This is a genomic window from Pantoea sp. sgz302252, from assembly GCF_042610525.1.
Classification (GTDB): Bacteria; Pseudomonadota; Gammaproteobacteria; order Enterobacterales; family Enterobacteriaceae; genus Erwinia.
On record NZ_JBHDVM010000003.1, the window covers coordinates 112,055 to 137,445 of the forward strand.

General features: G+C 55.3%; 22 protein-coding genes. 10 read left to right on the forward strand and 12 right to left on the reverse strand.

Going from position 1 to position 25,391, the window contains the following annotated elements; all coding sequences use genetic code 11:
* The first annotated feature begins 148 nt into the window (after nt 1-148).
* Both ACETPC_RS06800 and ACETPC_RS06805 read left to right on the forward strand, forming a co-directional pair.
* Nucleotides 149-2,716, forward strand: a complete 2,568-nt coding sequence (locus ACETPC_RS06800; protein ID WP_380179901.1) for a DEAD/DEAH box helicase — start codon at nt 149-151, stop codon at nt 2,714-2,716.
* A gap of 11 nt (nt 2,717-2,727) precedes the next feature.
* A complete protein-coding gene (locus ACETPC_RS06805; RefSeq protein ID WP_380179903.1) occupies nt 2,728-3,759 on the forward strand; it encodes a helix-turn-helix domain-containing protein in 1,032 nt (343 codons plus the stop codon).
* Here ACETPC_RS06805 and ACETPC_RS06810 read toward each other — a convergent pair.
* The 7 genes from ACETPC_RS06810 to argF all read right to left on the reverse strand — a co-directional run bounded on the left by ACETPC_RS06810 (nt 3,665) and on the right by argF (nt 9,938).
* Nucleotides 3,665-4,750, reverse strand: coding sequence for an alpha/beta hydrolase family protein (locus tag ACETPC_RS06810; protein ID WP_380179905.1), 1,086 nt, complete (start codon nt 4,748-4,750; stop codon nt 3,665-3,667). The two genes, ACETPC_RS06805 and ACETPC_RS06810, sit on opposite strands and share 95 nt — an antisense overlap.
* A 160-nt stretch (nt 4,751-4,910) precedes the next feature.
* Nucleotides 4,911-6,605 carry an alpha,alpha-phosphotrehalase gene (gene treC / locus ACETPC_RS06815; protein ID WP_380179907.1) on the reverse strand — a complete coding sequence of 565 codons (1,695 nt, stop codon included), beginning with the start codon at nt 6,603-6,605 and terminating at the stop codon, nt 4,911-4,913.
* A 215-nt stretch (nt 6,606-6,820) separates the two neighbouring features.
* On the reverse strand, nt 6,821-7,207 hold the full coding sequence (ridA, locus tag ACETPC_RS06820) for a 2-iminobutanoate/2-iminopropanoate deaminase (RefSeq protein WP_380179909.1): 387 nt from the start codon (nt 7,205-7,207) through the stop codon (nt 6,821-6,823).
* Nucleotides 7,208-7,275: 68 nt separating this feature from the next.
* The gene (pyrI, locus tag ACETPC_RS06825; RefSeq protein WP_380179910.1) at nt 7,276-7,740 is read right to left on the reverse strand and encodes an aspartate carbamoyltransferase regulatory subunit; all 465 of its coding nucleotides are present in this window, start codon (nt 7,738-7,740) and stop codon (nt 7,276-7,278) included.
* A 12-nt stretch (nt 7,741-7,752) separates the two neighbouring features.
* Nucleotides 7,753-8,688: an aspartate carbamoyltransferase gene (gene pyrB / locus ACETPC_RS06830; RefSeq protein ID WP_380179912.1), complete on the reverse strand. Its 936-nt coding sequence runs from the start codon at nt 8,686-8,688 to the stop codon at nt 7,753-7,755.
* A 2-nt stretch (nt 8,689-8,690) separates the two neighbouring features.
* Complete coding sequence (locus tag ACETPC_RS06835) at nt 8,691-8,846, reverse strand: hypothetical protein (protein ID WP_380179914.1); 156 nt, start codon at nt 8,844-8,846, stop codon at nt 8,691-8,693.
* An 81-nt stretch (nt 8,847-8,927) separates the two neighbouring features.
* On the reverse strand, nt 8,928-9,938 hold the full coding sequence (gene argF, locus ACETPC_RS06840; protein ID WP_380179916.1) for an ornithine carbamoyltransferase: 1,011 nt from the start codon (nt 9,936-9,938) through the stop codon (nt 8,928-8,930).
* Nucleotides 9,939-10,095: 157 nt separating this feature from the next.
* Between argF and rraB the strand changes: the two genes are divergently transcribed.
* From rraB to ACETPC_RS06860, 4 genes are all read left to right on the forward strand, one after another.
* Nucleotides 10,096-10,518 carry a ribonuclease E inhibitor RraB gene (gene rraB / locus ACETPC_RS06845; RefSeq protein WP_380179918.1) on the forward strand — a complete coding sequence of 141 codons (423 nt, stop codon included), beginning with the start codon at nt 10,096-10,098 and terminating at the stop codon, nt 10,516-10,518.
* Nucleotides 10,519-10,585: 67 nt separating this feature from the next.
* Nucleotides 10,586-11,350: a tRNA isopentenyl-2-thiomethyl-A-37 hydroxylase MiaE gene (gene miaE, locus ACETPC_RS06850; RefSeq protein ID WP_380179920.1), complete on the forward strand. Its 765-nt coding sequence runs from the start codon at nt 10,586-10,588 to the stop codon at nt 11,348-11,350.
* Nucleotides 11,351-11,715: 365 nt separating this feature from the next.
* A complete protein-coding gene (locus tag ACETPC_RS06855) occupies nt 11,716-13,023 on the forward strand; it encodes a hypothetical protein (RefSeq protein WP_380179922.1) in 1,308 nt (435 codons plus the stop codon).
* Nucleotides 13,024-13,035: 12 nt separating this feature from the next.
* Nucleotides 13,036-13,782, forward strand: coding sequence for a histidine phosphatase family protein (locus tag ACETPC_RS06860; RefSeq protein ID WP_380179924.1), 747 nt, complete (start codon nt 13,036-13,038; stop codon nt 13,780-13,782).
* Here the strand turns inward: ACETPC_RS06860 and ACETPC_RS06865 are convergent.
* The gene (locus ACETPC_RS06865; protein ID WP_380179926.1) at nt 13,777-14,280 is read right to left on the reverse strand and encodes a GNAT family N-acetyltransferase; all 504 of its coding nucleotides are present in this window, start codon (nt 14,278-14,280) and stop codon (nt 13,777-13,779) included. The genes ACETPC_RS06860 and ACETPC_RS06865 overlap by 6 nt on opposite strands.
* A gap of 200 nt (nt 14,281-14,480) precedes the next feature.
* On the opposite strand from ACETPC_RS06865, the gene ACETPC_RS06870 reads away from it, so the two are divergent.
* Nucleotides 14,481-15,647 carry a YjgN family protein gene (locus ACETPC_RS06870; protein WP_380179928.1) on the forward strand — a complete coding sequence of 389 codons (1,167 nt, stop codon included), beginning with the start codon at nt 14,481-14,483 and terminating at the stop codon, nt 15,645-15,647.
* 268 nt (nt 15,648-15,915) lie between these two features.
* Here the strand turns inward: ACETPC_RS06870 and cybB are convergent, their stop codons facing one another.
* Complete coding sequence (gene cybB / locus ACETPC_RS06875) at nt 15,916-16,455, reverse strand: cytochrome b561 (RefSeq protein WP_380179930.1); 540 nt, start codon at nt 16,453-16,455, stop codon at nt 15,916-15,918.
* Between the two features lie 634 nt (nt 16,456-17,089).
* On the opposite strand from cybB, the gene ACETPC_RS06880 reads away from it, so the two are divergent.
* Nucleotides 17,090-17,752: a hypothetical protein gene (locus tag ACETPC_RS06880; RefSeq protein ID WP_380179932.1), complete on the forward strand. Its 663-nt coding sequence runs from the start codon at nt 17,090-17,092 to the stop codon at nt 17,750-17,752.
* Between the two features lie 111 nt (nt 17,753-17,863).
* Here the strand turns inward: ACETPC_RS06880 and ACETPC_RS06885 are convergent, their stop codons facing one another.
* The 3 genes from ACETPC_RS06885 to pepA are packed head-to-tail and all read right to left on the reverse strand — an operon-like array spanning nt 17,864 to nt 22,698.
* Complete coding sequence (locus ACETPC_RS06885; RefSeq protein ID WP_380179934.1) at nt 17,864-20,719, reverse strand: valine--tRNA ligase; 2,856 nt, start codon at nt 20,717-20,719, stop codon at nt 17,864-17,866.
* Nucleotides 20,720-20,724: 5 nt separating this feature from the next.
* On the reverse strand, nt 20,725-21,183 hold the full coding sequence (locus ACETPC_RS06890; RefSeq protein ID WP_380179936.1) for a DNA polymerase III subunit chi: 459 nt from the start codon (nt 21,181-21,183) through the stop codon (nt 20,725-20,727).
* A gap of 3 nt (nt 21,184-21,186) precedes the next feature.
* Nucleotides 21,187-22,698 (reverse strand): leucyl aminopeptidase, encoded by a 1,512-nt coding sequence (gene pepA / locus ACETPC_RS06895; protein ID WP_380179938.1) that lies wholly within the window; start codon nt 22,696-22,698, stop codon nt 21,187-21,189.
* A 290-nt stretch (nt 22,699-22,988) separates the two neighbouring features.
* Between pepA and lptF the strand changes: the two genes are divergently transcribed.
* Entirely contained in the window at nt 22,989-24,089 is a 1,101-nt protein-coding gene (lptF, locus tag ACETPC_RS06900; protein ID WP_380179940.1) for an LPS export ABC transporter permease LptF, read from the forward strand.
* Nucleotides 24,089-25,165: an LPS export ABC transporter permease LptG gene (lptG, locus tag ACETPC_RS06905; RefSeq protein ID WP_380179942.1), complete on the forward strand. Its 1,077-nt coding sequence runs from the start codon at nt 24,089-24,091 to the stop codon at nt 25,163-25,165. Before lptF ends, lptG begins: the two co-directional genes overlap by 1 nt.
* Nucleotides 25,166-25,391: the final 226 nt, after the last annotated feature.

Consider the following 25,391-nt stretch of genomic DNA (forward strand, 5'->3'; position numbering starts at 1 on the left):
TTCCCTCTTTCGCGCTAATAATTGACGAGGCTAAGGAATTTTCGTGCCGCAACTGCGGTTCCGCGGTTGCAATCGTCCGCCGGTACTTCTTATTATTGCCTGTTATGCAAAGCGGTTATCTGCTCAGGCCATCCCGGGATACAGACTGATGTCTTCTGTAACGTACAATGAAAAACAGGTGAGCCGCTGGCTGGGCGCGCGCACCGTGGCCAGAGCAAAAGAGCTGGTGGAGAAAGCGCAGCACCTGCAGTGGCAAAATAACCTGTTGACCGGCGAGGTGCCCGGCAGAAAAGTCGAGCCTTTCCAGGTAATGGTGCATTTCAGTCGGCCGCAGGGCAAGCTGCACGCCAGCGGCGAGTGCACCTGTCCGGTTAAAAATAACTGCCGCCATGCCGCTGCGGTGATGCTGGCCTGGCTGCAACGGCAGCCGGTAACCGCGCCTGCACCTGCCGCCACGCCTGTAGCCGCCGAGCCGTATCCCGTACTGCGTCTGGAATCCCGCGCGAAATTTATCAGCGGCTTCGGTCGCTATGGCCATCGGCAGAAACGGCTCGATTTCGCCGCCCTCTATTTTGACTACGCGGGCATTCAGGTAGCCGCAGGCAGCAGCGGCGAAACCTTTCCCGATCGCCACGGTAAACTTTTTCAAATCCGGCGCAGGCCAGAGCAGGAGCAGCGCTGGCTGAACGAGCTTAATACTGCCGGGCTGAACACTATTCCTTCCGGCCATATCTATACGCCGCATTCTGCGCCGCTGCCGCCCTCAATTTTTGCACCGGACTCACCCGACCTCTGGCGCGATATCATCCAGCGCGTGCTGCCCGAACTGAAAAAGCGCGGCTGGCAAACCAGCGTGGACGACGAATTCACCTGGAACGTGACGGATATTCTCTCTATCGATGGCCGCGCCGAACAGCAGCAGGACGGCTGGTACGAGCTTGAGATGGAGGCTAATCTCGGCCAGAAAAAAGTGAAAATGCAGCCGTTGCTGGCAGGTCTGCTGCGTAAAGACAACCGCTGGTTCGCCAGCGACCTTTCGGTGATAGCCGACGATGAGACGATAGAGCTGCGCGGCGAGCGTAACGAGCGCCTGCATATTGCCGCAGGCAAGCTGAAAACTCTGGTAGGCAGCCTCGCCGATCTGCTGGCCGAAGATAAGCCGCTGCGTATCGCGCCTTACGAGGCAGGCAGGCTGACGGCGCTAAGCGAGGCGGGGCGCTGGGAGTTTAGCGGCGAAAGCGGCGCGCTACGGCTGGCGGAGAGTCTGAAAACGGGCGGCAGCCTGCCGCCGGTCAAACCGCCTGTGGGTCTGCACGCCCGCTTGCGCGATTACCAGCTACAAGGCGTGAGCTGGATGCAATTCTTGCGGGCAAACCAGCTTTCCGGCGTGCTGGCCGATGATATGGGCCTGGGTAAAACTATTCAGACGCTGGCGCACCTGCTGCTGGAAAAAGAGGCGGGCAGGCTGGATCGCCCGGCGCTGATCGTGGTGCCCACCACGCTGGTCTACAACTGGACGCAGGAGGCCAGCCGCTTTGCGCCAGACCTTAAAGTGCTGGCGCTGACCGGGCCGCAGCGCAAAAGCTTCTATGACCAGATTGCGGACTATGACGTAGTGCTGACCACCTATTCGCTGCTCTGGCGCGATCAGCCGCAGCTGCTTGGACACAGCTACCACCTGCTGATCCTGGACGAGGCGCAGTATGTCAAAAATAGCGCCTCGCGGGCGGCTTCGGTAATTCGCACGTTGAAATCGCGCTATCGGCTCTGTTTGACCGGCACGCCGCTGGAAAACCATCTTGGCGAACTCTGGTCACAGTTCGATTTTTTGCTGCCTGGTTTTCTGGGCAGCGCCAAGGCGTTTACCCAGGAATGGCGCGTTCCCATTGAACGGGATGGCGATCGGGTACGCCGCGAGCTGCTGGCTCGCCGCATAAGGCCTTTTATGCTGCGCCGCCGCAAGCAGGAAGTAGCGAAAGAGCTGCCGCCGAAAAACACTATTATCCGCTCGGTAGAACTGGAAGGAACGCAGCGCGAGCTGTACGAAAAAGTTCGTAGTGCCATGCAGGATCGTGTGCGGCTGGCAGTCGAGCAGCAGGGCGCAGGGCGCAGCCATCTGCTGGTACTGGATGCGCTACTGAAGCTGCGGCAGATCTGTTGCGATCCACGCCTGATCGATAACGATAAAACGGCCAGATCCAGGCAATCCGCTAAGCTGGCGCTGCTGCGCGAAATGCTTACTGACCTGCTGGCAGAAGATCGCCGCATCCTGATTTTCTCGCAATTTACTACCATGCTGTCGCTGATCGCGGAAGAGCTACAGAAAGCACGCATTCCCTACGTGATCCTGACCGGCAGCACGCGCGATCGCAGCGAACCAGTACGCCGCTTCCAGAATGGCGAAGTGCCGGTATTTTTAATCAGCCTGAAAGCGGGCGGCGTGGGGCTGAACCTTACGGCGGCCGACACGGTGATCCACTACGATCCCTGGTGGAACCCGGCGGCGGAAAATCAGGCGACGGATCGCGCCTATCGCCTGGGCCAGGATAAACCGGTATTTGTTTATAAGCTTATCGCCGCAGGCAGTATCGAAGAGAAAATCGTCGCCCTACAGCAGCAGAAAGCGGAGCTGGCCGAAGGTATCCTGGAAAACGAGCTGAGCGAACCGACGAGTTTTACCAGCGACGACCTTACCGCGCTGTTTGCGCCGCTGTAAAAGGGATAACAATGCTGAAAATCCCTTTTTCGTCGCTGATCCTTTTGGCGCTGTTTATGCTGCTGGGTGTACTCTTGCTCTCCGGCAAAAGCGAATACAGGCGCTCTGGCCGTTTTATCGCAGCCTGGATTATTCTGCTGATCGCGGGCACGCTCCGCTGGGAATGGCACAATGAAGCGGTTCGGCAATTACAGCCTCTGCTTGCAGCCTGCCTGCCGCACTGTACGTGGCGCTGTTTTACCGGGCTGACGACAGACAAAAAAACTCGTCGTTCTTATTCGCTGTTGCTAACCCTGACCGGGGTAATGGCGATTTTGGGTTGGCCGCAATTTACTGATATAGCATTGTTTATCCTTTACGTTGGCTACGGTTTTGCCCTGATAAAAGTTGCCGCTAAGGGGGAAAATGCTTTTGTGCTGGCACGCCTCGACAAGGCACCGCTGGCTGCTCGCCTGACGCTGTTTGCCGGCAGCTTTCTCTGCTTTTCCGCGCTGGTCGATCTGACGGTCAGCCTGAACTTTGTTTTTAACCAGGGTTTACAGGTGCCGTTAGTTATTACTCTTGCGCAGGCCTGCGTATTGCCCTTTATCTGCCTGGCTATTTTACTGGCAGGCAGGACGCTTCCTGCTGAAGAAAAAAACTTGCCGCAGAGCGAGCCGGAACCTGTCACAAGAAATGAAGAACAGGAAAAAATATGCGCGCAGCTGGAGGAAATTTTAATAAATAAAGAGTATTACCTTGATGCGAATTTGACGCTGAATTTGCTGGCGCGCAAATCCGGTGTGCCCGCGCGCCAGATTTCTAACGCTGTGAATACAGCGCGCGGATGCAATGTTTCTCAATGGATTAACGGCTTCAGAATTAAAAGAGCGCAAAATCTATTATTAACTACTAACAAGCCGATAACGGAAATCATGCTGGAAGCCGGTTTTCTGACCAAATCAAATTTTAACCGTGAGTTTCTGCGTCTGAGCGGAATGGCACCTGGGGCTTTTCGCCAGGCTGCGGCTGATAATGTAAAGCCGCATTCAGAAACTCACTGATTTTTTCTGCCAGCAGGCGGTGTAATTCTTTCCTGCTCATTTTGCCGCCATCATGGCAAATTATACCTTCTCCCGGCGCGCTTTCTTCAATCAGCTTTTCTCCCTGCGGTTTACATACCTGCATAAAACTAAAATGCGTTGCGCCGTCCACTCGGGAATACCTCATCCATTGTGGCGGAAGCGCCCTGGCCAGATAGCCTGATTCGGCTTCCGCAGGCAGTTCTGGCGAATCAGCTCCGGCCGCTAAAATAAAAACGGGGCGCTCTATTGTCGCCAGGCTCTGGCTGGTAAAGCCTCGGGCTAATCCGGTATCAAGCAGAATAACCGCTTTGATGCGTTTCTCGCTACGATCGACTGAAAGTGGCGCATGGCTGGCGTTATTACCGATCCCCAGCTTAGCAGCAACCCGACAGCTGGAATATTCAATGTGCTTCGCGCAGTCGGCGCTAAATTTTCGCGTATCGAATCTTGCGCCAGCAAGTTCCATCACCGTCCAGCCGCCTAACGAGTGTCCGGCTGCGGCAATCCGCTCGCTGTCTGCTTTTCCCGCGATGGTGGGATCCTTGATGATTTCACGCATAGCCAGCCTTAAATCCTCCGGCCTTAGCCAGAGCTGCCGTGCCTGATTTGAATCGGTGTTTTGCGAGGTGGTTCCCGGATGATTAGGCGCGACTACGATATAGCCCTGAGAAACCATCTCTTCCGCCAGCCAGGCGAGATTACGCCAGCTGCCGCCGTAGCCATGCGACAGTAATAAAAGCGGATGAGCGCCAGGCACAGGAACGGCATTGCGCAGCACGGTGCTGCCTTCGAATGCTGCGTTTTCCCCAATAGTTTCATTTACGCCGGTTTGCTGCGTGGGATACCAGATGGCAACCTCTAGGGGGCGCGATCCGCTGCTGTTAAGAGTAAGCTGCCGAAAGCCGACAGTGGCGAAACATTGACTACAAAACAGGAATCCAGTCAGTAAAACTGCAAAACATCTCAACATATGCAACAAGCTCCACAGGAAATAAAAACCTATGAATAGCAAAGGGTTGCATAAACGGCGACCTCAAACGCGATCGAGTACCTGCCAATAGCGCTTCAGTGACAGGGTGCGGCCGCTTAAAGCGGCCGCCGGTTACTCTCCTGACAGCATAAAAGCCTTTTCAATCGGCACGCTGGCTGCTTTGCCCTGAGTTATCCCACTCTTTCTGGTACCACCAGACCGCTTCCCACGGGCGCAGCATCACTTCGCCCGGCGTTACGTGCGTATCGGGATAGTTGCTGATTAGCACCTCCCAATGGCCGCTATAGGCTGGCGGATGCCAGACCTGAGTTTCGCTGCTGAAATTAGTAGCCACCACCAGCACCTCTTTGCCGTAGCGGCGGCAATAGCACCACAGGTAAGCGTGCTCCGGCAGTAAATCCAGATAATCGCCCCAGGTCAGGATCGGATACTCTTTTCTCAGGCGGATCAGCTTTTGATAGGTATAGAACACCGAGTTCTCATCGGCCAGCGCGGCTTCCGCATTGATGGTAGCCATATTGTCACACATGCCGATCCACGGCGTGCCGGTGGTGAAGCCGCCGTTCTCTCCGGCATGCCATGGGATCGGCGTGCGGCCATTGTCGCGAGACTTGCTGGCGAGGATCTCCAGCAGGTTGTCGCTGTCGCGGCCCTGTGAGCGCAGTTCGGCATACATGTTATGGCTTTCGATATCGCGGTAGTCGAGGATGCGGGTAAAGTGCGGATTAGTCATGCCCAGCTCTTCGCCCTGGAAAATATAGGGCGTGCCCTGCATGCCGTGCAGCACCAGCGCCAGCATCTTCGCCGACTGCACGCGATACTGGCCTTCGTCGCCCCAGCGTGACACCACGCGCGGCTGATCGTGATTACACCAGAACAGCGCGTTCCACGCCTTGTTATGCATGCCATGCTGCCAGTGAGTAAAAATAGCTTTCTGCGCCACCAGATCCAGCGGCGTCAGCGTCCATTTCTGACCGTTGAAGAAATCGACCTCAACGTGATCGAAGCTGAACACCATCGACAGTTCTTCGCCATCCAGCGCGCCGTACTGCTGGCAGTGCTCCAGCGTAGCGGAAGACATCTCGCCGACCGTCATCAGCTCGCGCGGACGAAAAACATCGCGGCTCATCTCACGCATATACTCGTGAATGCGCGGCCCGTCAGTATAGAGGCGCAGCCCGTCGCCGTTGGGATCGTTGGGAAAGTCCTGGTGTTTGGAAACCAGGTTCACCACGTCCAGCCGCAGCCCGTCGATGCCGCGATCTGCCCAGAAGTTAACGATCTGCTTCAGCTCTGCGCGTAGATTATCGTTCTCCCAGTTGAGATCAGCCTGCTCGGGCGCCCAAAGATGCATATAGTACTGGTTGCTCTCCGGATGCCAGCGCCAGGCGTGGCCGCCGAACTTTGACAGCCAGTTATTTGGCGGCACGCCCGGCTCGCCGTCGCGCCAGATATAGTAAGAACGATAGGGACTGTTGCGATCCAGCGCCTCGTGAAACCAGTGATGCTGGGTCGAACTGTGGTTAAACACCATATCCAGAATCAGCCGCATGCCGCGCCGGTGCGTCTCCGCCACCAGATTGTCGAAATCATTCATGGTGCCAAACAGCGGATCGATGGCGATATAGTTCGCCACGTCATAGCCGTTATCCACCTGCGGCGAAATATAAAACGGCGTTAGCCAGATAGCGTCAACGCCCAGCTTTTGCAGATAATCCAGATGCTCAATCACGCCGGCCAGGTCGCCCGTGCCGTTGCCGGTGGTGTCCTGAAAACTCTTGGGATAAATTTGATAGATAACGCCGTTTTGCCACCAGAGTGGATTTTTAGTCATTGCTCAATCCCGCTATAAGGTCCGTTCGCGCTGTTGTCGCCTTGTTGTTCTCCCATAAGGTTAGCTATTAACTGGCGGGCTGTAGATGCAGGCGCAGCGAAAAATTTTCAGGCTGGGGACAAAGGGTTGAGCGGCAGGGAAGAAAACGCGCGTGGCGGGCTGGAAAAAGGCTTATCCGGCAGGCTTTCCTCTCCCTGGCGGGAGAGGAGTCGGGCTTAGCGACGAACGGCGATCGCTTCTATCTCGATTTTGACATCTTTTGGCAGGCGCGCCACTTCCACGCAGGAACGAGCCGGGAAGCTGGCCTGGTGCTCGGTAAAGAAAGCCTCATAGGCCGCGTTTACAGTGGCGAAGTCGTTCAGGTCTTTCACAAATACCGTGGTTTTGACGATATCGCCGACCTTCAGGCCTGCGGCTTCCACAATCGCCTTAACGTTTTCCAGCGACTGGCGTGCCTGGGCGGTAACGTCTTCGGCCACGCTGCCGGTTTTCGGATCGACCGGGATCTGGCCGGAAGTAAAGATCATGCTGCCCAGATCGACGCCCTGCACGTAAGGGCCGATAGCCGCTGGTGCTTTTTCAGTGCTGATTTCGCGAGACATAACTCCTCCATTTTAAATGACGCCGGTGTAAGCCCGGAGCCGCCCCATTATAAGCCGGGCTAAGGCGATTACCAGCTTGCCAGCACCACATGGCGCGCAAACTCTTTCTCGCAGTATTTGCATTTTAGCTGCACGTTATCGTTGCGCTTTTTCACCGCAAAGCTGGAATTAACCGGCTCGCTGCGGCTGATGCAGTTGCTGTTGGGGCAGGTCAGCACGCGCTCGATGGTATCTGGCAGGGTAGGGGAAATTTTCCCGACCACATCGTAGTTATCGATGCGGTTTACCGTAGCGTGCGGCGCATAGACCGCCAGCTGGTTGATCTGATCGTCGGTAAGAAAAGTATTTTCGATCTTAATCAGATCTTTGCGGCCCAGCTCGCCGGAAGGCAGATTCAGGCCGATGGTGATGCGCTGGTCGGTTTCGGTCAGGCGAAACAGCGACAGCAGCTTAAAGCCGATATGGGCCGGGATATGATCGATCACCGTGCCGCGCTTGATCGCTTCAACCTGTAATTTATTATCTTGCGTCATCGTCAGTTCCTTTTACAGATCCAGTTCACTGTTCAGCACCAGCGCCAGTAGCGCCTGGCGGGCGAAAATACCGTTGCCCGCCTGCTGGAAGTACCAGGCGTGCGGCGTGGCATCGACATCCGTGGTGATTTCGTCAATGCGCGGCAGCGGATGCAGCACTTTCATGCTTTCACGCGCGCCAGCTAAATCCGCAGCGCGCAGCACGAATTGCGCCTTAACATTGGCGTACTCTGAAGGATCCAGACGCTCTTTCTGCACGCGTGTCATATAAAGAATATCGACCTGTGGCACCACTTCCTCAATGCTATCGTGACGGCTCCAGGCGATGCCTTTCTCATCCAGCATATCTGTGATGTAGGCGGGCATTGCCAACGCGTCCGGCGCGATAAACAGGAAGCGGTTACCTTCAAACTTTGCCAGCGCCTGCGTCAGCGAGTGCACGGTGCGGCCATATTTCAAATCGCCGACCATAGCGATATTCAGGTTGCTCAGACGGCCCTGGGTTTCCTGAATGGTAAAGAGATCCAACAGCGTCTGCGTCGGATGCTGGTTAGCGCCGTCACCGGCGTTGAGGATCGGTACGCCGCCGGAAAACTCTGTCGCCAGCCGCGCCGCGCCTTCCTGTGGATGACGCATCACTATGGCATCGACATAGGTGCCGATAACGGAAATCGTATCCGCCAGCGTCTCGCCTTTTTTGCCCAGAGAAGTATTGCTGCCGTCGGCAAAGCCCACCACGGAAGCGCCAAGGCGATGCATAGCGCTTTCGAACGACAGGCGCGTGCGGGTCGAAGCCTCAAAGAAGCAGCTGGCGATCACCTTATGATTCAGCAGCTCCGGCTGCGGCGTGGCTTTCAGGCTGGCGGCGGTGCGCAGCACCAGCTCCAGCTCTTCACGGCTGAGATCGTTAATCGAGATAATATGTTTGTGATACAGCGGATTAGCCATGTTCACTCTCCTCTACGCGTGCCGGCAAGCGGATAAATGGACAAAAAAAAGCCCCTCAATGAGGGGCTTTCTTCAGAGATCGGAAAGGAGGAAAAACGGCACTGCCCGCCTGCATTCAGGCGCGTCATGGCAACAATGTCGGCAGTGATCGGTTTCATGCATCCTCCAGGCAAACGGGGGGCATTATACGCATTCATCCTGTGGCGGCAAGCAAAAGTAATCGTTTGCCTGGCGTTAAATCAGCCCAGCTGCGCCAGCGTCGCTACCATCACCGCTTTGATAGTATGCAAACGGTTTTCCGCCTGATCGAACACCACGCTGTGCTCAGATTCAAACACCTCGTCAGTGACTTCCATGCCGTTATGCAGGCCGTACTGCTCGGCCATCTGCTGGCCCAGCGTGGTCTGATCGTCATGAAATGCAGGCAGGCAATGCAGGAATTTAACTTTTGGATTGCCGGTCAGCGCCAGCATCGCGCTGTTAACCTGATAATCCCGCAGCAGCGCGATACGCTCCTGCCAGACTTCCTTCGGCTCGCCCATTGAGACCCAAACATCAGTATAGATAAAGTCTGCACCCTTAACGCCCTCGGCGATATCTTCGGTCAGGGTGATTTTACCGCCGCTGGCCTGCGCGGCCTGGCGGCATTCGTTGACCAGCGCCTCGTCCGGCCAGCAGCCTTTCGGCGCGACCAGCCGCAGATCCAGACCTACCAGCGCGGCGGCCTCCATCATGGTGTTACCCATGTTGTTGTGCGCGTCGCCCACATAGGTAAACACCATCTCGCTAAAAGGTTTTTCCGGCAGATGTTCCTGCATGGTCAGCAGATCCGCCAGCAGCTGCGTTGGATGAAACTCGTTGGTCAGGCCGTTCCACACCGGCACGCCCGCGTGTTCCGCCAGCGACTCCACTAACTTTTGGCCGTGGCCGCGATACTGGATGCCGTCATACATGCGGCCCAGTACGCGCGCGGTATCCTTCATCGACTCTTTATGGCCGATCTGGCTGCCGCTCGGGCCAAGATAGGTCACGTTAGCGCCCTGGTCGTAAGCGGCAACTTCGAAAGAGCATCGGGTACGGGTCGAGTCTTTTTCGAAGATGAGCGCGATGTTTTTGCCTTTCAGATGCTGCACTTCCTCGCCGTTTTTCTTCGCGGTTTTTAAGGTAGCGGCCAGCGCCAGCAGCGCGGTAATTTCAGCCTGGCTAAAATCAAGCAGCCTGAGAAAGTGACGTTGATATAACTGACTCATAAAGCACTCCTGATGGGATTTTGTGAATTAAAATTCAAGTTAACTGTATTAATATGCATTTTCAACCCCGGCATGCAGAAACTTTTGTATAAAGGTAGTGGCGCGAAGGACACTGTGGGAAAATACTTAGCAATGGCCACATACAGAGGAACGGATCATGGCGAATGAAGCTTTGCTGGAAGAGCAGCGTGAAGAGACGCGGCTGATTATTGAAGAGCTGCTGGATGACGGCAGCGACCCGGATGCGCTCTACACCATTGAACACCATCTTTCCTGCGACAGCTTCGACGCGCTGGAAAAGGCGGCGGTAGACGCGTTCAAGCTGGGTTACGAAGTCACCGAGCCGGAAGAGCTGGAGCTGGAAGACGGCAGCAAGGTCATGTGCTGCGACATCCTCAGCGAGGGCGCGCTTAACGCCGAGCTGATCGATGCGCAGGTCGAACAGCTGATCGATCTGGCCGCGAAGTACAACGTAGACTACGACGGCTGGGGCACCTACTTCGAAGATCCGGATGCCGAAGATGAAGACGACGAAGACGGCGACTACATCGACGAAGACGACACAGGTACGCGTCACTGACAGCGGCGGGCGGAAATCATTCCGCCCGTTCTGCCCTTAACCCGATTTCGACGGATTTATCCCCCGCATGACTACCGAGCAACTTCTTGCCCCCGTTCACGCCTTTCTGCACTGCCGCACGCCGCAAAAGTGGATCGACGAAGCCCGCCAGCCGGAAAACCTGCCGCTGCTGCTGACCGATCACCTGGTCTGCGAGCTGAAGGCCGCCCAAACCGCGATGTGGCTGATCCGTAAATATGTGGCGGACAAAGAGAGCGGCGATGCACTGCTGGCCTGGTTAAAGCCGTGGGAACAGTTTGTCCACAGCGAAAATGCCGATCTGGCCTTTCTGGAGCAGCATAAGGCCTTGTCAAAAACCATTATCAGCCGCGAAGAAGTGCCTTACGGCGACGCGCTGGTGGATAAAATGGTGTTACTGATTAAAGAAGAGCTGCATCACTTTTATCAGGTACTGGAAATTATGCAGGCGCGTAACATCCCGTACGTCAAAATTACCGCCAGCCGTTATGCCAAAGGCTTACTGCGCGAGGTCACCACGCACGAGCCGCAAACGCTGGTGGACAAGCTGATATGCGGCGCTTATATCGAAGCGCGATCCTGCGAACGCTTTGCCAGCCTGGCGCCTTATCTTGATGAAGAGCTGGCCGCTTTCTATCTTTCCCTGCTGCGTTCCGAGGCGCGCCATTACCAGGATTATCTGGCGCTGGCGGCAGAAATCTCGGCAACGGATATCACTCATCGCGTGCGTAAAATCGGCGAGGCGGAAGCGAAGCTAATTAGCGAACCCGACAGTGAGTTACGCTTCCACAGCGGCACGCCTGACTGGCGATAATATTCAGGCGCCGTAACTGGCGCTATTAATTCTGTTAAGGCTAATTGCTTTTATTAAAAGAGCAAAGGCGATGAATAGAACGACTAAAAATAAACCCTAAGCTTAATTCATAAAGCCTGCTTTCTTACGAAATTAACTCATCTTAATCTTCATGCGCTATTTTGCGGGGGAATTCACATATTCCGCTTTCTGCTGTGGTGGCGGAATTTTTCAGGCGTATATTTTTCTTCGCCGATCGGCTGCGTGGCCTCGGGCCAAAAAGCCGATTTATTTTGGCCCACTGTTTCAACAGAATTAAATCAGGAAATGACTGCCGTTCAGGAGAGGTAGCGGCAGGCGTTATTTTGCCAGACAGGGAAGAAAACATGAAAAAAAAGGCGATTTTTTTAATTGCGCTGCTGGCCGCGGTCAGCGCCCGCGCGCAGCAAAGCGGCAGCGAATTTGCCCGTTTCCTCAACGACACGCAGTTAGATCTCACGCTGCGCAACCACTGGAAATACCTTAAGGAAAGCGAAGCGCAGTCGAAAGAAGTCCACAACGCCTGGGGACAGGCCGCCGCGCTGGATTTCCGCTCGGGCTGGCTGTGGGATGCGCTGGGTTTTGACGCCACCTATACCCGCGCCGTTAAGCTCGGTGCCAGCGATTACTTCGCCACGCGCGGGATGCTCTATAGCCACGGCAGCGGCTTCGATAAAAGCAACGCTGGCGGTTTTGGCCGTTTTGGCCAGCGCTATCTCAAACTAAAGCTGGGCGATAAAACCTTTGGGCTGACCGCAAAAGGCGGCTGGCAGCAGCTAAAGGATTACGGTGTGTTGACCAACAGCTACCGCCTGGCGCGCAACAGCTACCAGGGCTACAGCGGTACGCTCGGCTGGCAAGATCTCAAGCTGGATGCGGCATGGGTCGAGCGCTCGCTGATGTTTGATTCACCCAACAGCGTGCATTTCCTGACGCTGGACGGTAAACCCATTGACAGCATCTTTACCGCAGGCCTGAGCTACAAAGCGGATGGCCGCTATCTCTCCTGGAACTACGGCGAGGCAAAAGATTACCTGCGGCGCTATGTCGCCGAGCTTGTCTGGCCGCTGGCGCCGCAGTGGGCGCTGGCCTCGCAAATCTACGGCAGCCAGGCGCTGGCCAATTACAAAGCGATGCCCACCGCGAAAAAACAGTTCGACGACAGCGCCTGGCACTATGCCGGAGAGCTGAGATGGCAGGAAGATCCCTGGATAGTCAAGCTGGGCGTCGCCTGGACCCATGCGGAGAAAAAGAACGCCGTAGGGTATTACGACCGCCATTTGGGGAAAAACAGCCGCGGGCGTTTTAACGCCTTAACTTCAGCGGGCAAAGACTATATGCGTGATGGCGAGCTGGCGCTGACAACCTTTGCGGAATACCAGTTCAGCAAAAGTTACGCCAGCGCCGTTCAGCTGAATTACGGCCAGTTTGCCTGGAAAAACAATACCGTGCGAACCGGGGAGGTGACCTGGATTAACCGCTGGCAGCCAGCAGATAAAGCGCTGGAGCACCTGTCGGTATTTGCGCAGCTAGGCTACGGCTGGTCGTATAAAAACAACAACAGCACGCCGGTGCTGAACGCCCACGGCGACTATATGCGCGCGCCAAGTCTCTCCGCAGAGGTTGGCGTAACCTGGAAGTTTGGCTTGCTGTAATCAGGAGGGAATATGAACATAAAATATGTGCTGCTTTTGCTGCTGTGCCTGACCGGCTGCAGCCCGGCATTCGCTGCGGATGTGGAGCTCTACATCCTGCGTCATGGCGAAACCTTATTTAATAGTGTACACCGTGCCCAGGGCTGGAGCGATACGCCGCTCACGCAGGCAGGCGTAGAGGTAGCCGAAAAAGCCGGGCGAGCGCTGCAACCGGTCAGGTTTATCGCCGCCTGGAGCAGCGATTCAGGCCGGGCCAGAGAAACGGCAGCCTTGATTCTGGCGGCGCAGGAGAAAAAGCCGCCTGTACAGGAGCGTAAGGGATTAAGGGAAGTTTTCTTTGGCTCTTTCGAAGGCGATACCAACAAGGCGATGCAGACGGCAGCGGCCCTCAAGGGCGGCTACGACTCGGCAGCGCAGATGCTGGCGGCGTTCGACAGCGGCAGGCTAACTATCGTCGACGTGGTAAACATGATCCATGCTGCCGATCCTGCAGGCCAGGCGGAGAGCTATGCGCAGGTAGCGCAGCGGGTGACGGCAGCGGCTGAAGAAATAGCCAGCCAGGCGCAGCGGCAGGGCGGGGGCAGCGTGCTGGTGGTCACGCACGGCATGGCTATCATGACGCTGCTGCACGAGCTGGGCGATAAAACCAACACTCATTCGCTGGATAACGCCAGCGTAACCAAAATCCGCTATACCGACAGTGGAAAATTCGTTATTGAGGCGGTTAACGATCTGAGCTATATGCAGCGTGGCCTATAGCGAACGCAGCATAGTGACCTCGCAATCTACGTGGCCGGTGTTGCCCATCGGCCCGTCAATATGCTGAAACCCAAGATGCTCGTAGAGCCGCACGGCGCGGGTCAGCGAAGCGGTAGTTTCCAGATAGCAGCGCTTAAAGCCCAGGCCCCGCGCATGCCCCATCGCCCGCAGCGCCAGCGCTTTCGCCATGCCCAGCCCGCGCAGCGCTGGCATAAAATACATTTTTTGCAGCTCGCAGACGTCCGCCTCGCCGCCCTGTAAAGGCGCCACGCCGCCGCCGCCGAGGATTTCACCGTTCAGCTCAATCACCCAATAGGCGCTGTTGGGCCGGTTATATAGCTCGTAGAGCCGATCGAGGTCAGGATCGGCAACGGTAAAGCCTTTATCGGCGGTCAGGCCGAACTCGGCGGAAACCTGACGGATAACGCTGGCGATAGCGGGATTGTCGGCGGGTTCAATAAGCCGAACCAGCAGGTCGGACGAAGCGGTGTTATGCATAAAACGAGGCCATTGTTTAAAGTGTCTGGCAGTTTAATAACATTCGTTGCAAGCGGATGCAATCCTCCTGGCGATAACAGCGCCCTGACGGCCACGAAAAAGAGTTGGCGCTTTAATAATAACGTGATTAAATTTCGCTGCTTTATTTCCACCGATAAGCGGAGCTTATCCTGTTATTTTTCTGGTTCAGGGAGAAAACAATGAACCTTAAACAATCATTATTACCACAGCATAAGATTATATTTTCCGGAAAAGCAGGTGAATATTTTAAGATTTGGCTGGTCAATCTGCTGCTAACCATCGTCACCTTTGGCATTTATTCGGCATGGGCCACGGTTCGCCGCCGCCGCTATTTTTACCAAAATACGGAAATCGCCGCTGGATGTTTTGATTACCATGCCAGCCCGGTACAGATCCTTATTGGCCGTATCTTGCTGGTGGTTTTTATCTTTCTTTATTCCGCTATCTGCGGTGTCTTGCCAATGGTCGGGAATATTTTAAGCCTGCTTCTGTTACTGTTGGTTCCCTGGCTGATAATACGCAGCTGGCGTTTTCAGGCGCGAATGAGCAGCTATCGCGGCACGCGTTTTGATTACGCCTGCGATTCAGGGCGAGCATACTGGCAGCTTTTAGTGCTGCCAGTGCTGCTGATTATGGGCCTGATGGGGCTTATCTCGCTGACTCTTTACTTTATTGCTGATGGTGGCGGGCTGACAAAGCTGGTTAGTGCGCTACCGGCGTTAATCATTGTTGGCCTGGTTGGTATGATGGTTATCCAGGGCATTTGCCAGCAGATGGCCTGGTCGCTCTATATCAACAACCACTCTTATGGCGGCCATTTTTTTAACGCGACATTGAGCACCAAAGCTTTTATCAAAATTATGTTGGTAAGCCTGCTTATCATGCTGCCCTTTATCGCGACTGGCGTCTGGTTTGCCTGGCATTTTATCAGCCAGCTCTTTTCCGGCAGGATAGCCGCCGACATGGCCGTCGGGAGTCTGATGGTGAACTGGCTGATGCTTTATATTCCCTTGCTGATGGGATGCTGGTTTAGCATTAACTATATCTTTGTCGCTGTACGTAACTATGTTTTCTGTCGGACAAAGCTGGGTGAAAAACTCTACCTGAAAGCTGCGCTAAGCTATCTTCCGTGGATGAAATTACAGCTTGGTAATCTGCTGCTTATTGTCTTCTCACTAGGCCTGGCGACGCCTCTGGCGGAAATCCGTTCCGCGCGTTATCTGGCGGAGCACTGCTGGCTGGAAGGCGAGCTGCCGCAAGCAGCAGCCAACGAAGCAACCGAAGAAGTAGCGGGCGCGTTCGCGGAGGAGTTTGTGCCGGTCGAAGGCGTCGAACTCGGCTTCTGAACCCGGATAACCTCAAGGAGGTTGATGACAAACCCCATGTTGCGTTTAAATTAGTGACAGAGCAGCAGAGGCAGATCGGAACACGGACACGCCGTTAATCCGTCCGTGGAGGCTCGGTTGGCGCGTCCATGCGCCCCGCCTATCCGCTCAGCCTCTGCCGCTATCAAGCTGCGGAGTTGCTGTAAAAAACAGATGTTCACTCAAGCTTTTTTAGCTTTGTCAGCAGTCTCAAGCCGTCGTTAAAGGCGGCTTTTTTATCTCTTAAGGGTTACCGCGTGCGGCGAGCGGGCATCATACGCAGCAGCGTATCGTCCTTGATAAAATAGTGATGGAAAAGGGCGGCCAGCGCGTGCAGGCCAATCAGCCAGTAGCCGAGCGGCGCCAGGGTTTCATGCAGTTGGATCAGCGTCCTTGCCAGCTCGGGATTGGGCGTGGCGGAAACCGGCATCTGCGCGCCAAACAGCCACCACTGACGGCCAGAAAGATAGCGCGAAGTAAGGCCCAATATCGGCAGCACAATAAAAAGCGCATAGAGTGCGGCATGAACCAGATGCGAAAGGCCTTTTTGCCAGCCGGCTATCGGCGGTTTAATCGCCGGGCTGCGGTGGCGGAAGCGCAAAAAAATACGCGCCAGCATCACCAGCAGTACGCAAAAACCGGCGCTGAAATGGGTAATAATCATGGCAAATCCCTGCCAGGAACCGCGCTGGGCAAAGCCTCGCAGTTCTATGGTGGCATAGGCGAGGGTAAGCAAAACTACGGTCAGCCAGTGAAAGGCGATCTGCGGCCCGGCGTATTTAACAGACATGTTTTTTTATCCGTAAAAAATTAACAGTACGTTAATGTACCACCGCTTTTTTAAAGTTATGTTTAGCGGTAGTTTTTAAGATAAAACGCGTGCAGGATCTACTGATGGGCGGCTCAATCAGAAAGCGCCATGCGACAGAATGACGCTGGCCTGTTGTCTTTCAATAAGCGGACAATGCTAAAATAATTTTTAAGTGCAGCGAAAAAGTCTTAAAGAAGAGCGCTGGCAAAAATGATTGCCTGGTTGCTTTCGCAAGTAACTATTATATCCCAGTACTTGATTTTAACGGTTCTTTGACATGTTTAAATATAAAAATTCAGCTCTTTTACAAAAAAGGTTACCAGTAAAAAACCTGAGCTATTTCCTTAAGCCAACAGGTCTCAAAGGACAGCCAGTAAAGTAAATAAAAGAATTTTGAAATGCTACCCAGAAAACATTAATAAATGTGTTGCTCAGTTCACTACAACAGACTTTGCCGGCTCTGCCTGTCAGTTCCTCTGTTATCACTGCCTGAATGCAACAGGTTGGAATTTCCTTCAATAAAAATACCAATGGAACCTGAGTGTTTTATGATAGCGCCACAGATGAATAAAAATATAATTTTTACTTTCTTACTAATATGGCGGTTAAAATTATGTTTGCCAGGGTTAGAAATTCATTAAGGCTTAGCACGGTAGCAAGACCTGTTAACGTTGAAAGCGAAAATTTTCCGGATAAGCGTATCGCAAACTATTTAAAAACCGTCAGGAATACTTCGGAGGTTTTGGTTGTAAACAAACGGTTGAATTATAAGGACGTTATGACATGCGAAGAAGCTTTAGAAAGCGATCGCAAAGGAAAAAACCGCGGCTGTCTTAGCGGCATTACGGCAAGGCTAAGAAAACTGATCCGCTGCGGCTCAGCAAAAAATGCCACCCACAATAGTCAGCAACCTGCATTAAAAATACAGCTGCTCGGTTGGCACGGCACCACTAAGTCTGGTGCAAAAGACCTCGTTGAAAAAGGCGCACGTGACGATTACGAATACAGTCATGAACAGCTCAAAAATAACGTTTACGGTGAAGGCATCTATATTGCCGGAACAAAAAGGCACGCGGGCGACTACGCTTACTGTGTTAAGCGCCACGGCGAACTACAACAGGGCGAGGTGCTGGAAGTCTGGGCCGTTATGGAGACAAAAGATAAACCCGATGTTTTTCAGTTAGAAGCGTCGAAAAATAAAGACTTTCTGATAGCCAGAAGCGGGATGTACGCGGATCTTTTCTTTAAAAGGTTACCCGAAAACGAAGCGAAATGATTGATGGCCGTCTTGTGCGATGCCGGCAGATAAAAATTCTCAGGACGGCGTCTTATTTTAAAGATAAAAAAATCCCGGATGGCAAAAAGCGCATCCGGGAATTTTTACTGATTACAGCGCGGCGATAACGGCCTGCTGCTCAATCAGCTTAGCTTTCGCCTGCTCGAACTCGGCCATGCGCTCGCGCTCTTTCGCCACTACCGCTTCCGGCGCGCGGGAAACAAAACCTTCGTTAGAGAGCTTGCCTTCAATCTTGCCGATCTCGATTTCCAGCTTGCTCACTTCCTTCGCCAGACGCTCCAGCTCGGCAGTTTTATCCACCAGGCCAGCCATCGGGATCAGCAGCTCCGCGCCGTCGATAATCTTGGTCACGGAAACCGGGCCTTTCTCGTTAGCGGCCAGGCAGGTCAGGCTATCCAGACGTGCCAGCGTCTTCAGGAAGTTATGGTTGTCGGTCACGCGGCGCACTACATCCGCGCTCGCGCCGCGCAGCATCACTTCCAGCGGCTTAGAAGGTGACAGGTTCATCTCGGCACGGATATTACGTACCGCGACAATCGCCTGCTTCAGCCACTCTGTATCGCTCAGCGCGGCTTCGTCTACCTTGGCTTCTGCAAACTCTGGCATCGGCTGCAGCATGATGGTGTCGTCGCTGATGTTCTTCAGCACTTTCACCTGCTGCCAGATGGTTTCGGTAATAAATGGAATGATCGGGTGCGCCAGACGCAGCAGCGCTTCCAGCACGTTGACCAGCGTATTGCGGGTGCCGCGCAGCTGGGCTTCCGTTCCGCCGTTCATTACCGGCTTGGTCAGCTCCAGATACCAGTCGCAGAACTGGTTCCAGGTGAACTCATAAAGAATATTCGCCGCGATATCGAAACGGTAGCTGTCCAGCGCGCCGCGATACTCTTTCACCGTCTGGTTAAACTCGGCAAGGATCCAGCGATCCGCCAGCGACAGCTCCAGCTCGCCGCCGTTAAAGCCGCAATCCTGATCCTGAGTATTCATCAGCACAAAGCGGCTGGCGTTCCACAGCTTGTTGCAGAAGTTACGGTAGCCTTCCAGGCGCTTCATATCCCAGTTGATATCGCGGCCGGTCGAGGCCAGCGCCGCCAGGGTAAAGCGCAGGGCGTCGGTGCCATGCGGCTCGATACCGTTCGGGAACTGCTTCTCGGTGCGCTTGCGGATTTTTTCCGCCAGCTGCGGCTGCATCATATTGCCGGTGCGCTTCTCCAGCAGATCTTCCAGCGAAATGCCATCGACCATATCCAGCGGATCGATCACGTTGCCTTTCGACTTCGACATCTTCTGGCCTTCTTCATCGCGGATCAGACCGGTCATATAAACGGTCTTGAACGGCACCTGCGGCTTGCCGTCTTCATCTTTGATGAAATGCATGGTCAGCATGATCATGCGGGCGATCCAGAAGAAGATGATATCGAAACCGCTCACCAGCACGCTGGTCGGATGGAAGGTGCTTAGATCCGGCGTTTTCTCTGGCCAACCCAGCGTGGAGAAAGTCCACAGGCCGGAAGAGAACCAGGTATCCAGCACGTCTTCGTCCTGGTTCAGCGCTACGTCCGCACCCAGGTTGTTTTCGGTACGCACTTCTTCTTCGGTGCGGCCAACGTAGACGTTGCCTTCGGCATCGTACCAGGCCGGAATACGGTGTCCCCACCACAGCTGGCGCGAAATACACCAGTCCTGGATATCGCGCATCCAGGAGAAGTACATGTTCTCGTACTGCTTCGGTACAAACTGGATATCGCCTTGCTCAACGGCTTCTACCGCTACTTTTGCCAGCGGCGCGGTACGCACATACCACTGATCGGTCAGCATTGGCTCGATAACCACGCCGCCGCGATCGCCGTAAGGTACAGTCAGATCGTGAGGCTTGATTTCATCCAGCAGGCCCAGCGCGTCGACAGCGGCCACGATAGCTTTACGCGCGGCAAAGCGCTCCAGCTTCTGGAACTCTGCCGGGATATCGCTGGCGTAAACGTCAGACTCTTCGCCGTTGGTATCGTAAACCTGCGCCGACTCGCGGATATCGCCGTCAAAGGTCAGGATGTTGATCATCGGCAGCTTGTGGCGACGGCCAACTTCATAGTCGTTGAAGTCGTGCGCCGGCGTAATTTTCACGCAGCCGGTGCCTTTTTCCATATCCGCGTGCTCGTCGCCGACGATTGGAATACGGCGGTTCACCAGCGGCAGCACGATAAATTTGCCGATCAGATCTTTATAACGAGGATCTTCCGGGTTTACCGCTACACCGGTATCGCCCAGTACTGTCTCCGGACGAGTGGTAGCGACCACCAGATAATCTTTGCCGTCTGCGGTTTTCGCGCCATCCGCCAGCGGATAGCGGATATGCCACATGGAGCCTTTAGACTCGCGGTTTTCTACTTCCAGATCGGAGATAGCGGTGCGCAGCTTCGGATCCCAGTTTACCAGGCGCTTGCCGCGGTAGATCAGGTTCTCTTTATACAGGCGGACAAAGACTTCTTTTACTGCATTAGACAGGCCTTCATCCATGGTGAAGCGCTCGCGCTCCCAGTCCACGGAGTTGCCCAGGCGGCGCATCTGGCGGGTAATGGTGCCGCCGGATTCCGCTTTCCACTGCCAGATTTTTTCGATAAAGGCGTCGCGGCCGTAGTCTTTGCGCGTTTTGCCTTCTTCGGCGGCGATTTTGCGCTCTACCACCATCTGCGTGGCGATGCCCGCGTGGTCCGTGCCCGCCTGCCACAGGGTGTTTTTGCCCTGCATGCGCTGGTAGCGGATCATGGTATCCATGATGGTTTGCTGGAACGCATGGCCCATATGCAAGCTACCGGTGACGTTCGGCGGCGGGATCATGATGCAGAAGCTTTCCTGGCTGGTATCGCCGTTCGGCTTGAAGTAGCCCTGCTGTTCCCAGTGCTCGTAAAGCGGCTGTTCGATATCTTGCGGGTTATATGTCTTTTCCATTTCTGCTATGTCGTTGGGGGCACGGGCGGCGTGGCCGTATTCAAGTGGAAGCCGACGCTGCGATAGGCTTTATAGCGATCGCGCGCCAGCTGTTTCTGTTCTTCTTCGTAAGGCACGAAGTCTATCACTTCCTGGAAAGCAGTGGCAAAATCTGCAAACTGCGGCAGCAGGCTGATCAGCAGATCTCTTGGCGCGTTGCCGCGGCGCTGCGGCCAGGCCAGCTCGACCGGCGCGCCATATTTTGGCCCTTCGCCCGCCAGATTATGCGGCACAAAGGCGCTGGCCGGACGCTGCCACAGCGCCTCGTCCAGACGGATCGCCTGCGCTTCATCCACGCAGGCCACCAGCACTCGCTTTCCCTCGCGCCAGCGCGTCTCCGCCAGCTCGCAGACCAGTGCTTCCTGCGCGCTGAGCCCGTTGACCGGCGTATCGCTTTCCAGCAGATAGAAGGTGGCGTTTTTCATCGATTAATCGTCGCCGTTCAGACCGGCGCGGTTCAGCAGGAACTGCGACAGCAGGGCAACCGGACGACCGGTAGCGCCTTTGGCCTTGCCGGAGCGCCATGCGGTGCCGGCGATATCCAGATGCGCCCAGTTATATTTGCGCGTAAAGCGGGCCAGGAAGCAGGCCGCAGTAATTGCGCCGCCAGGACGGCCGCCGATATTGGCCATATCCGCGAAGTTGGAATCCAGCTGCTCCTGATACTCATCCGCCATCGGCAGACGCCAGGCGCGGTCGCCCGCCTGTTCGGAAGCGCCAATCAGCTCGTGCGCCAGCGGATTGTGGTTCGACAGCAGCCCGCTGATATGGTGGCCCAGCGCGATCACGCAGGCACCGGTCAGCGTTGCCACGTCTATGACCACTTCCGGATCGAAACGCTCGACGTAGGTCAGCGCATCGCACAGCACCAGACGACCTTCCGCATCCGTATTCAGCACCTCGACGGTCTGGCCGGACATGGTGGTCAGCACATCGCCAGGACGATAGGCGCGGCCGCCAGGCATATTTTCGCAGCCCGCCAGCACGCCAACCACGTTCAGCGGCAGATTCAGCTCGGCCACCATGCGCATCACGCCATAAACGGAAGCCGCGCCGCACATATCGTATTTCATCTCATCCATGGCTTCGCCAGGCTTGATGGAGATGCCGCCGGAGTCAAAGGTCACGCCTTTACCTACCAGCACAATCGGACGGGTATCTTTATCCGGGCTGCCTTTATATTCGATTACCGACATCAGCGATTCGTTTTGCGAACCCTGGCCGACGGCGAGATAGGCGTTCATGCCCAGCTCTTTCATCTGCTGCTCGCCGATTACGCGCGTAGTGATGTTCTTGCTATAGGCATCCGCCAGTTGGCGAGCCTGGGAAGCCAGATAGGCAGCGTTACAGATATTTGGCGGCATATTGCCAAGATCTTTCGCGGCCTTGACGCCAGCAGCTACGGCCAGGCCGTGCTGGATAGCGCGCTCGCCGCTGGTCAGCTCGCGGCGGGTCGGCACGTTAAACACCATTTTACGCAGCGGGCGACGCGGCTCGACTTTATTGCTTTTTAGCTGATCGAAGCTGTAGAGCGTCTCTTTGGAGGTTTCTACTGCCTGGCGCACTTTCCAGTAGGTATTACGGCCTTTAACGTGCAGTTCGGTCAAAAAGCAGACCGCTTCCATCGAGCCGGTATCGTTCAGGGTATTGATGGTTTTCTGAATCACCTGCTTATACTGACGTTCGTCCAGCTCGCGCTCTTTGCCGCAGCCGATCAGTAAAATGCGCTCGGAGAGAATATTCGGCACATGATGCAGCAGCAGCGTTTGCCCAACTTTTCCTTCCAGCTCGCCGCGGCGCAGCAGGGCGCTGATATAGCCTTCGCTGATTTTATCCAGCTGTTCAGCAATGGGTGAGAGCCTGCGCGGCTCAAACACGCCCACCACAATGCAGGCACTGCGTTGCTTTTCCGGGCTACCGCTTTTTACACTGAACTCCATGCACTCTCCTGAATCTTAAAGACAACGGCGCTTGCTGCGGCTAGAATGTAGCGCTTATTCACCGCATCAGGCCGGGACAACGCGCCGTAAAGCGTTACGGGCGTCGGGTTGTGTTCGGGTGATGACCCTTAGGAATAATCGGGTAAACGTTTTTTTTTGCACCACCGGAACGCGATTATTGTCATACTAGTTTAGCTACGACCGAGGCCATTGATGAGAAAAAATGGCGTATAAGCGATGAAACTATCGATTTTCCTGCAAAAAGACAAGTTTTCACAGGCGTATTCAGCGTGATTATCATTAGATATCTGGTAAGAGAGACGCTCAAAAGCCAGCTGGCTATCCTCTTTATTCTGCTACTGATCTTCTTCTGTCAGAAGTTAGTCAGGATCCTGGGAGCCGCGGCGGATGGCGAAATCCCCACAAATTTAGTTCTGACTCTATTAGGCCTTGGCGTTTCAGAGATGGCGCAGCTCATTCTGCCGTTAAGTCTCTTTTTAGCCATTTTGATGACGCTCGGCCGTCTGTACACCGAGAGTGAAATCACCGTGATGCACGCCTGCGGCCTGAGCAAGGCCGTACTGGTGAAAGCGGCGATGGTGCTGATGCTGTTTACCGCCGTAGTGGCGGCGGCTAACGTCGCCTGGCTCGGCCCCTGGTCGGCGCGTTACCAGAACGAGGTAACGAAAAACGCCAAGGCCAACCCTGGCGCGGCGGCGCTGGCGGCGGGCCAGTTCCAGCAGGCGGCAGACGGCCAGTCGGTGCTGTTTATCGAAAACGTGAAGGGCAACAACTTCGGCAACGTCTTCCTGGCGCAACTGCGGCCTAAAGGCAACGCTCGCCCGTCCGTGGTGCTGGCAGATAAAGGCCATATGACGCAGCGTGCGGATGGCTCGCAGGTGGTCACGCTGGATAAAGGCACGCGTTTTGAAGGCACGGCCCTGCTGCGCGACTTCCGTATCACGGATTTCCGTAACTATCAGGCTATCGTCGGCCATCAGGAAGTGCTGCTGGATCCCAACGATGCCGAGCAGATGAACTTCAAAGCGCTGCGCCATTCCGACCGGCCAGAGTTCCGCAGCGAGCTGCACTGGCGCCTGACGCTGGTTTTCTCGGTGCTGGTGATGGCGCTGATGGTGGTGCCGCTTAGCGTGGTGAACCCACGTCAGGGCCGGGTGCTCTCTATGCTGCCCGCGATGCTGCTTTATCTGATCTTCTTCCTGCTGCAAAGCTCGCTGCGCTCCGGCGGCGCGAAAGGGCGGCTCGATCCTGCAATTTGGATGTGGGTGGTGAACCTCTCGTACCTTGCGCTGGCGATTGTCCTTAACCTGTGGGATACGGTGCCGATGCGCCGACTGCGCGCCCGCTTTACCCGGGGAGGATCGGTCTGATGTTTGGCGTTCTCGACAGATATATCGGTAAAACGATTTTCAACACCATTATGGCGACGCTATTTATGCTGGTGTCGCTCTCCGGCATCATCAAATTTGTCGACCAGCTGCGTAAAACCGGCCAGGGCGACTACACCGTGCTGGGCGCCGGGCTCTACACCATCCTTAGCGTGCCGAAGGATGTTGAAATCTTCTTCCCGATGGCGGCGCTGCTGGGCGCGCTGCTGGGCCTCGGTGCGCTGGCTCAGCGCAGCGAGCTGGTGGTGATGCAGGCTTCCGGCTTTACCCGCATGCAGATTGCAGCCTCGGTAATGAAAACGGCTATCCCGCTGGTGCTGCTTACTATGGCTATCGGCGAGTTCGTGGCACCGCAGGGCGAGCAGATGGCGCGCAACTATCGTGCGCAGCAGCTGGTGGGCGGTTCGCTGCTCTCTACGCAAAACGGCCTGTGGGCGAAGGATGGCGACAGCTTTATCTTTATTGAGCGCCTGAAGGACAACAGCGAGCTGGGCGGCATCAGCATCTACAACTTCAATAAAGAGCGGCGTCTGCAAACGGTGCGCTATGCCGCTTCCGCTAAATACAACAAGGATAAAAAGCTGTGGGATCTGTCAGAGGTGGACGAATCCGTGCTGACCAATCCGCAGCAGGTTACCGGCAGCCAGACGCTGACCGGCGAATGGAAAACCTCGCTGACGCCGGACAAGCTGGGCGTAGTGGCGCTGGATCCGGATGCGCTTTCCATCAGCGGCCTCTATAACTACACCAAATACCTCAAGCAGAGCGGGCAGGTCTCCGGCCGCTACCAGCTGAATATGTGGAGTAAAATCTTCCAGCCGCTGTCGGTTGCGGTAATGATGTTGATGGCGCTGTCGTTTATCTTCGGGCCGCTGCGCAGCGTCTCGATGGGTATGCGAGTGGTTACGGGCATCAGCTTCGGCTTCCTGTTCTACGTGCTGGACCAGATTTTTGGGCCGCTCAGCCTGGTCTACCATATTCCGCCGGTACTTGGCGCGCTGCTGCCAAGCGCTGCGTTTATGGCCATCAGCGTTTATATGCTGTTGAAGCGCCGTTAAGCTTACCAGCCGCGGGTTCGCCTGCGGCTGCTTCCCGCCTTTTTTGCTTTTTGTGAGCCCTATCCAGCTTTAATGCTGCTGCGGCTGCGCTTGTTAACCTGATAGCCCCTCTGAGTTTTTCCTGTGTCAGCACAGCCGCGCTGTAGCCTGCGCAAAGCCCGAGTTTAGCCGCCTCGCTGCACGATTATTCTCTTTATTATGAAAGAATTGCGTACGCGTTATTTCC

Excerpts from the sequence above, each read along its gene's own strand:
- treC (WP_380179907.1), bottom strand. The coding sequence starts at position 6,605 with ATGACTAAAAATCCACTCTGGTGGCAAAACGGCGTTATCTATCAAATT.
- ACETPC_RS06880 (WP_380179932.1), top strand. The coding sequence starts at position 17,090 with ATGTTTGCCAGGGTTAGAAATTCATTAAGGCTTAGCACGGTAGCAAGA.
- ACETPC_RS06870 (WP_380179928.1), top strand. The coding sequence starts at position 14,481 with ATGAACCTTAAACAATCATTATTACCACAGCATAAGATTATATTTTCC.
- ACETPC_RS06810 (WP_380179905.1), bottom strand. The coding sequence starts at position 4,750 with ATGTTGAGATGTTTTGCAGTTTTACTGACTGGATTCCTGTTTTGTAGT.
- ridA (WP_380179909.1), bottom strand. The coding sequence starts at position 7,207 with ATGTCTCGCGAAATCAGCACTGAAAAAGCACCAGCGGCTATCGGCCCT.
- pyrI (WP_380179910.1), bottom strand. The coding sequence starts at position 7,740 with ATGACGCAAGATAATAAATTACAGGTTGAAGCGATCAAGCGCGGCACG.
- ACETPC_RS06890 (WP_380179936.1), bottom strand. The coding sequence starts at position 21,183 with ATGAAAAACGCCACCTTCTATCTGCTGGAAAGCGATACGCCGGTCAAC.
- ACETPC_RS06860 (WP_380179924.1), top strand. The coding sequence starts at position 13,036 with ATGAACATAAAATATGTGCTGCTTTTGCTGCTGTGCCTGACCGGCTGC.
- rraB (WP_380179918.1), top strand. The coding sequence starts at position 10,096 with ATGGCGAATGAAGCTTTGCTGGAAGAGCAGCGTGAAGAGACGCGGCTG.
- cybB (WP_380179930.1), bottom strand. The coding sequence starts at position 16,455 with ATGTCTGTTAAATACGCCGGGCCGCAGATCGCCTTTCACTGGCTGACC.
- lptG (WP_380179942.1), top strand. The coding sequence starts at position 24,089 with ATGTTTGGCGTTCTCGACAGATATATCGGTAAAACGATTTTCAACACC.
- ACETPC_RS06835 (WP_380179914.1), bottom strand. The coding sequence starts at position 8,846 with ATGAAACCGATCACTGCCGACATTGTTGCCATGACGCGCCTGAATGCA.
- pepA (WP_380179938.1), bottom strand. The coding sequence starts at position 22,698 with ATGGAGTTCAGTGTAAAAAGCGGTAGCCCGGAAAAGCAACGCAGTGCC.
- ACETPC_RS06800 (WP_380179901.1), top strand. The coding sequence starts at position 149 with ATGTCTTCTGTAACGTACAATGAAAAACAGGTGAGCCGCTGGCTGGGC.
- ACETPC_RS06855 (WP_380179922.1), top strand. The coding sequence starts at position 11,716 with ATGAAAAAAAAGGCGATTTTTTTAATTGCGCTGCTGGCCGCGGTCAGC.
- argF (WP_380179916.1), bottom strand. The coding sequence starts at position 9,938 with ATGAGTCAGTTATATCAACGTCACTTTCTCAGGCTGCTTGATTTTAGC.
- miaE (WP_380179920.1), top strand. The coding sequence starts at position 10,586 with ATGACTACCGAGCAACTTCTTGCCCCCGTTCACGCCTTTCTGCACTGC.
- ACETPC_RS06865 (WP_380179926.1), bottom strand. The coding sequence starts at position 14,280 with ATGCATAACACCGCTTCGTCCGACCTGCTGGTTCGGCTTATTGAACCC.
- ACETPC_RS06805 (WP_380179903.1), top strand. The coding sequence starts at position 2,728 with ATGCTGAAAATCCCTTTTTCGTCGCTGATCCTTTTGGCGCTGTTTATG.
- pyrB (WP_380179912.1), bottom strand. The coding sequence starts at position 8,688 with ATGGCTAATCCGCTGTATCACAAACATATTATCTCGATTAACGATCTC.
- ACETPC_RS06885 (WP_380179934.1), bottom strand. The coding sequence starts at position 20,719 with ATGGAAAAGACATATAACCCGCAAGATATCGAACAGCCGCTTTACGAG.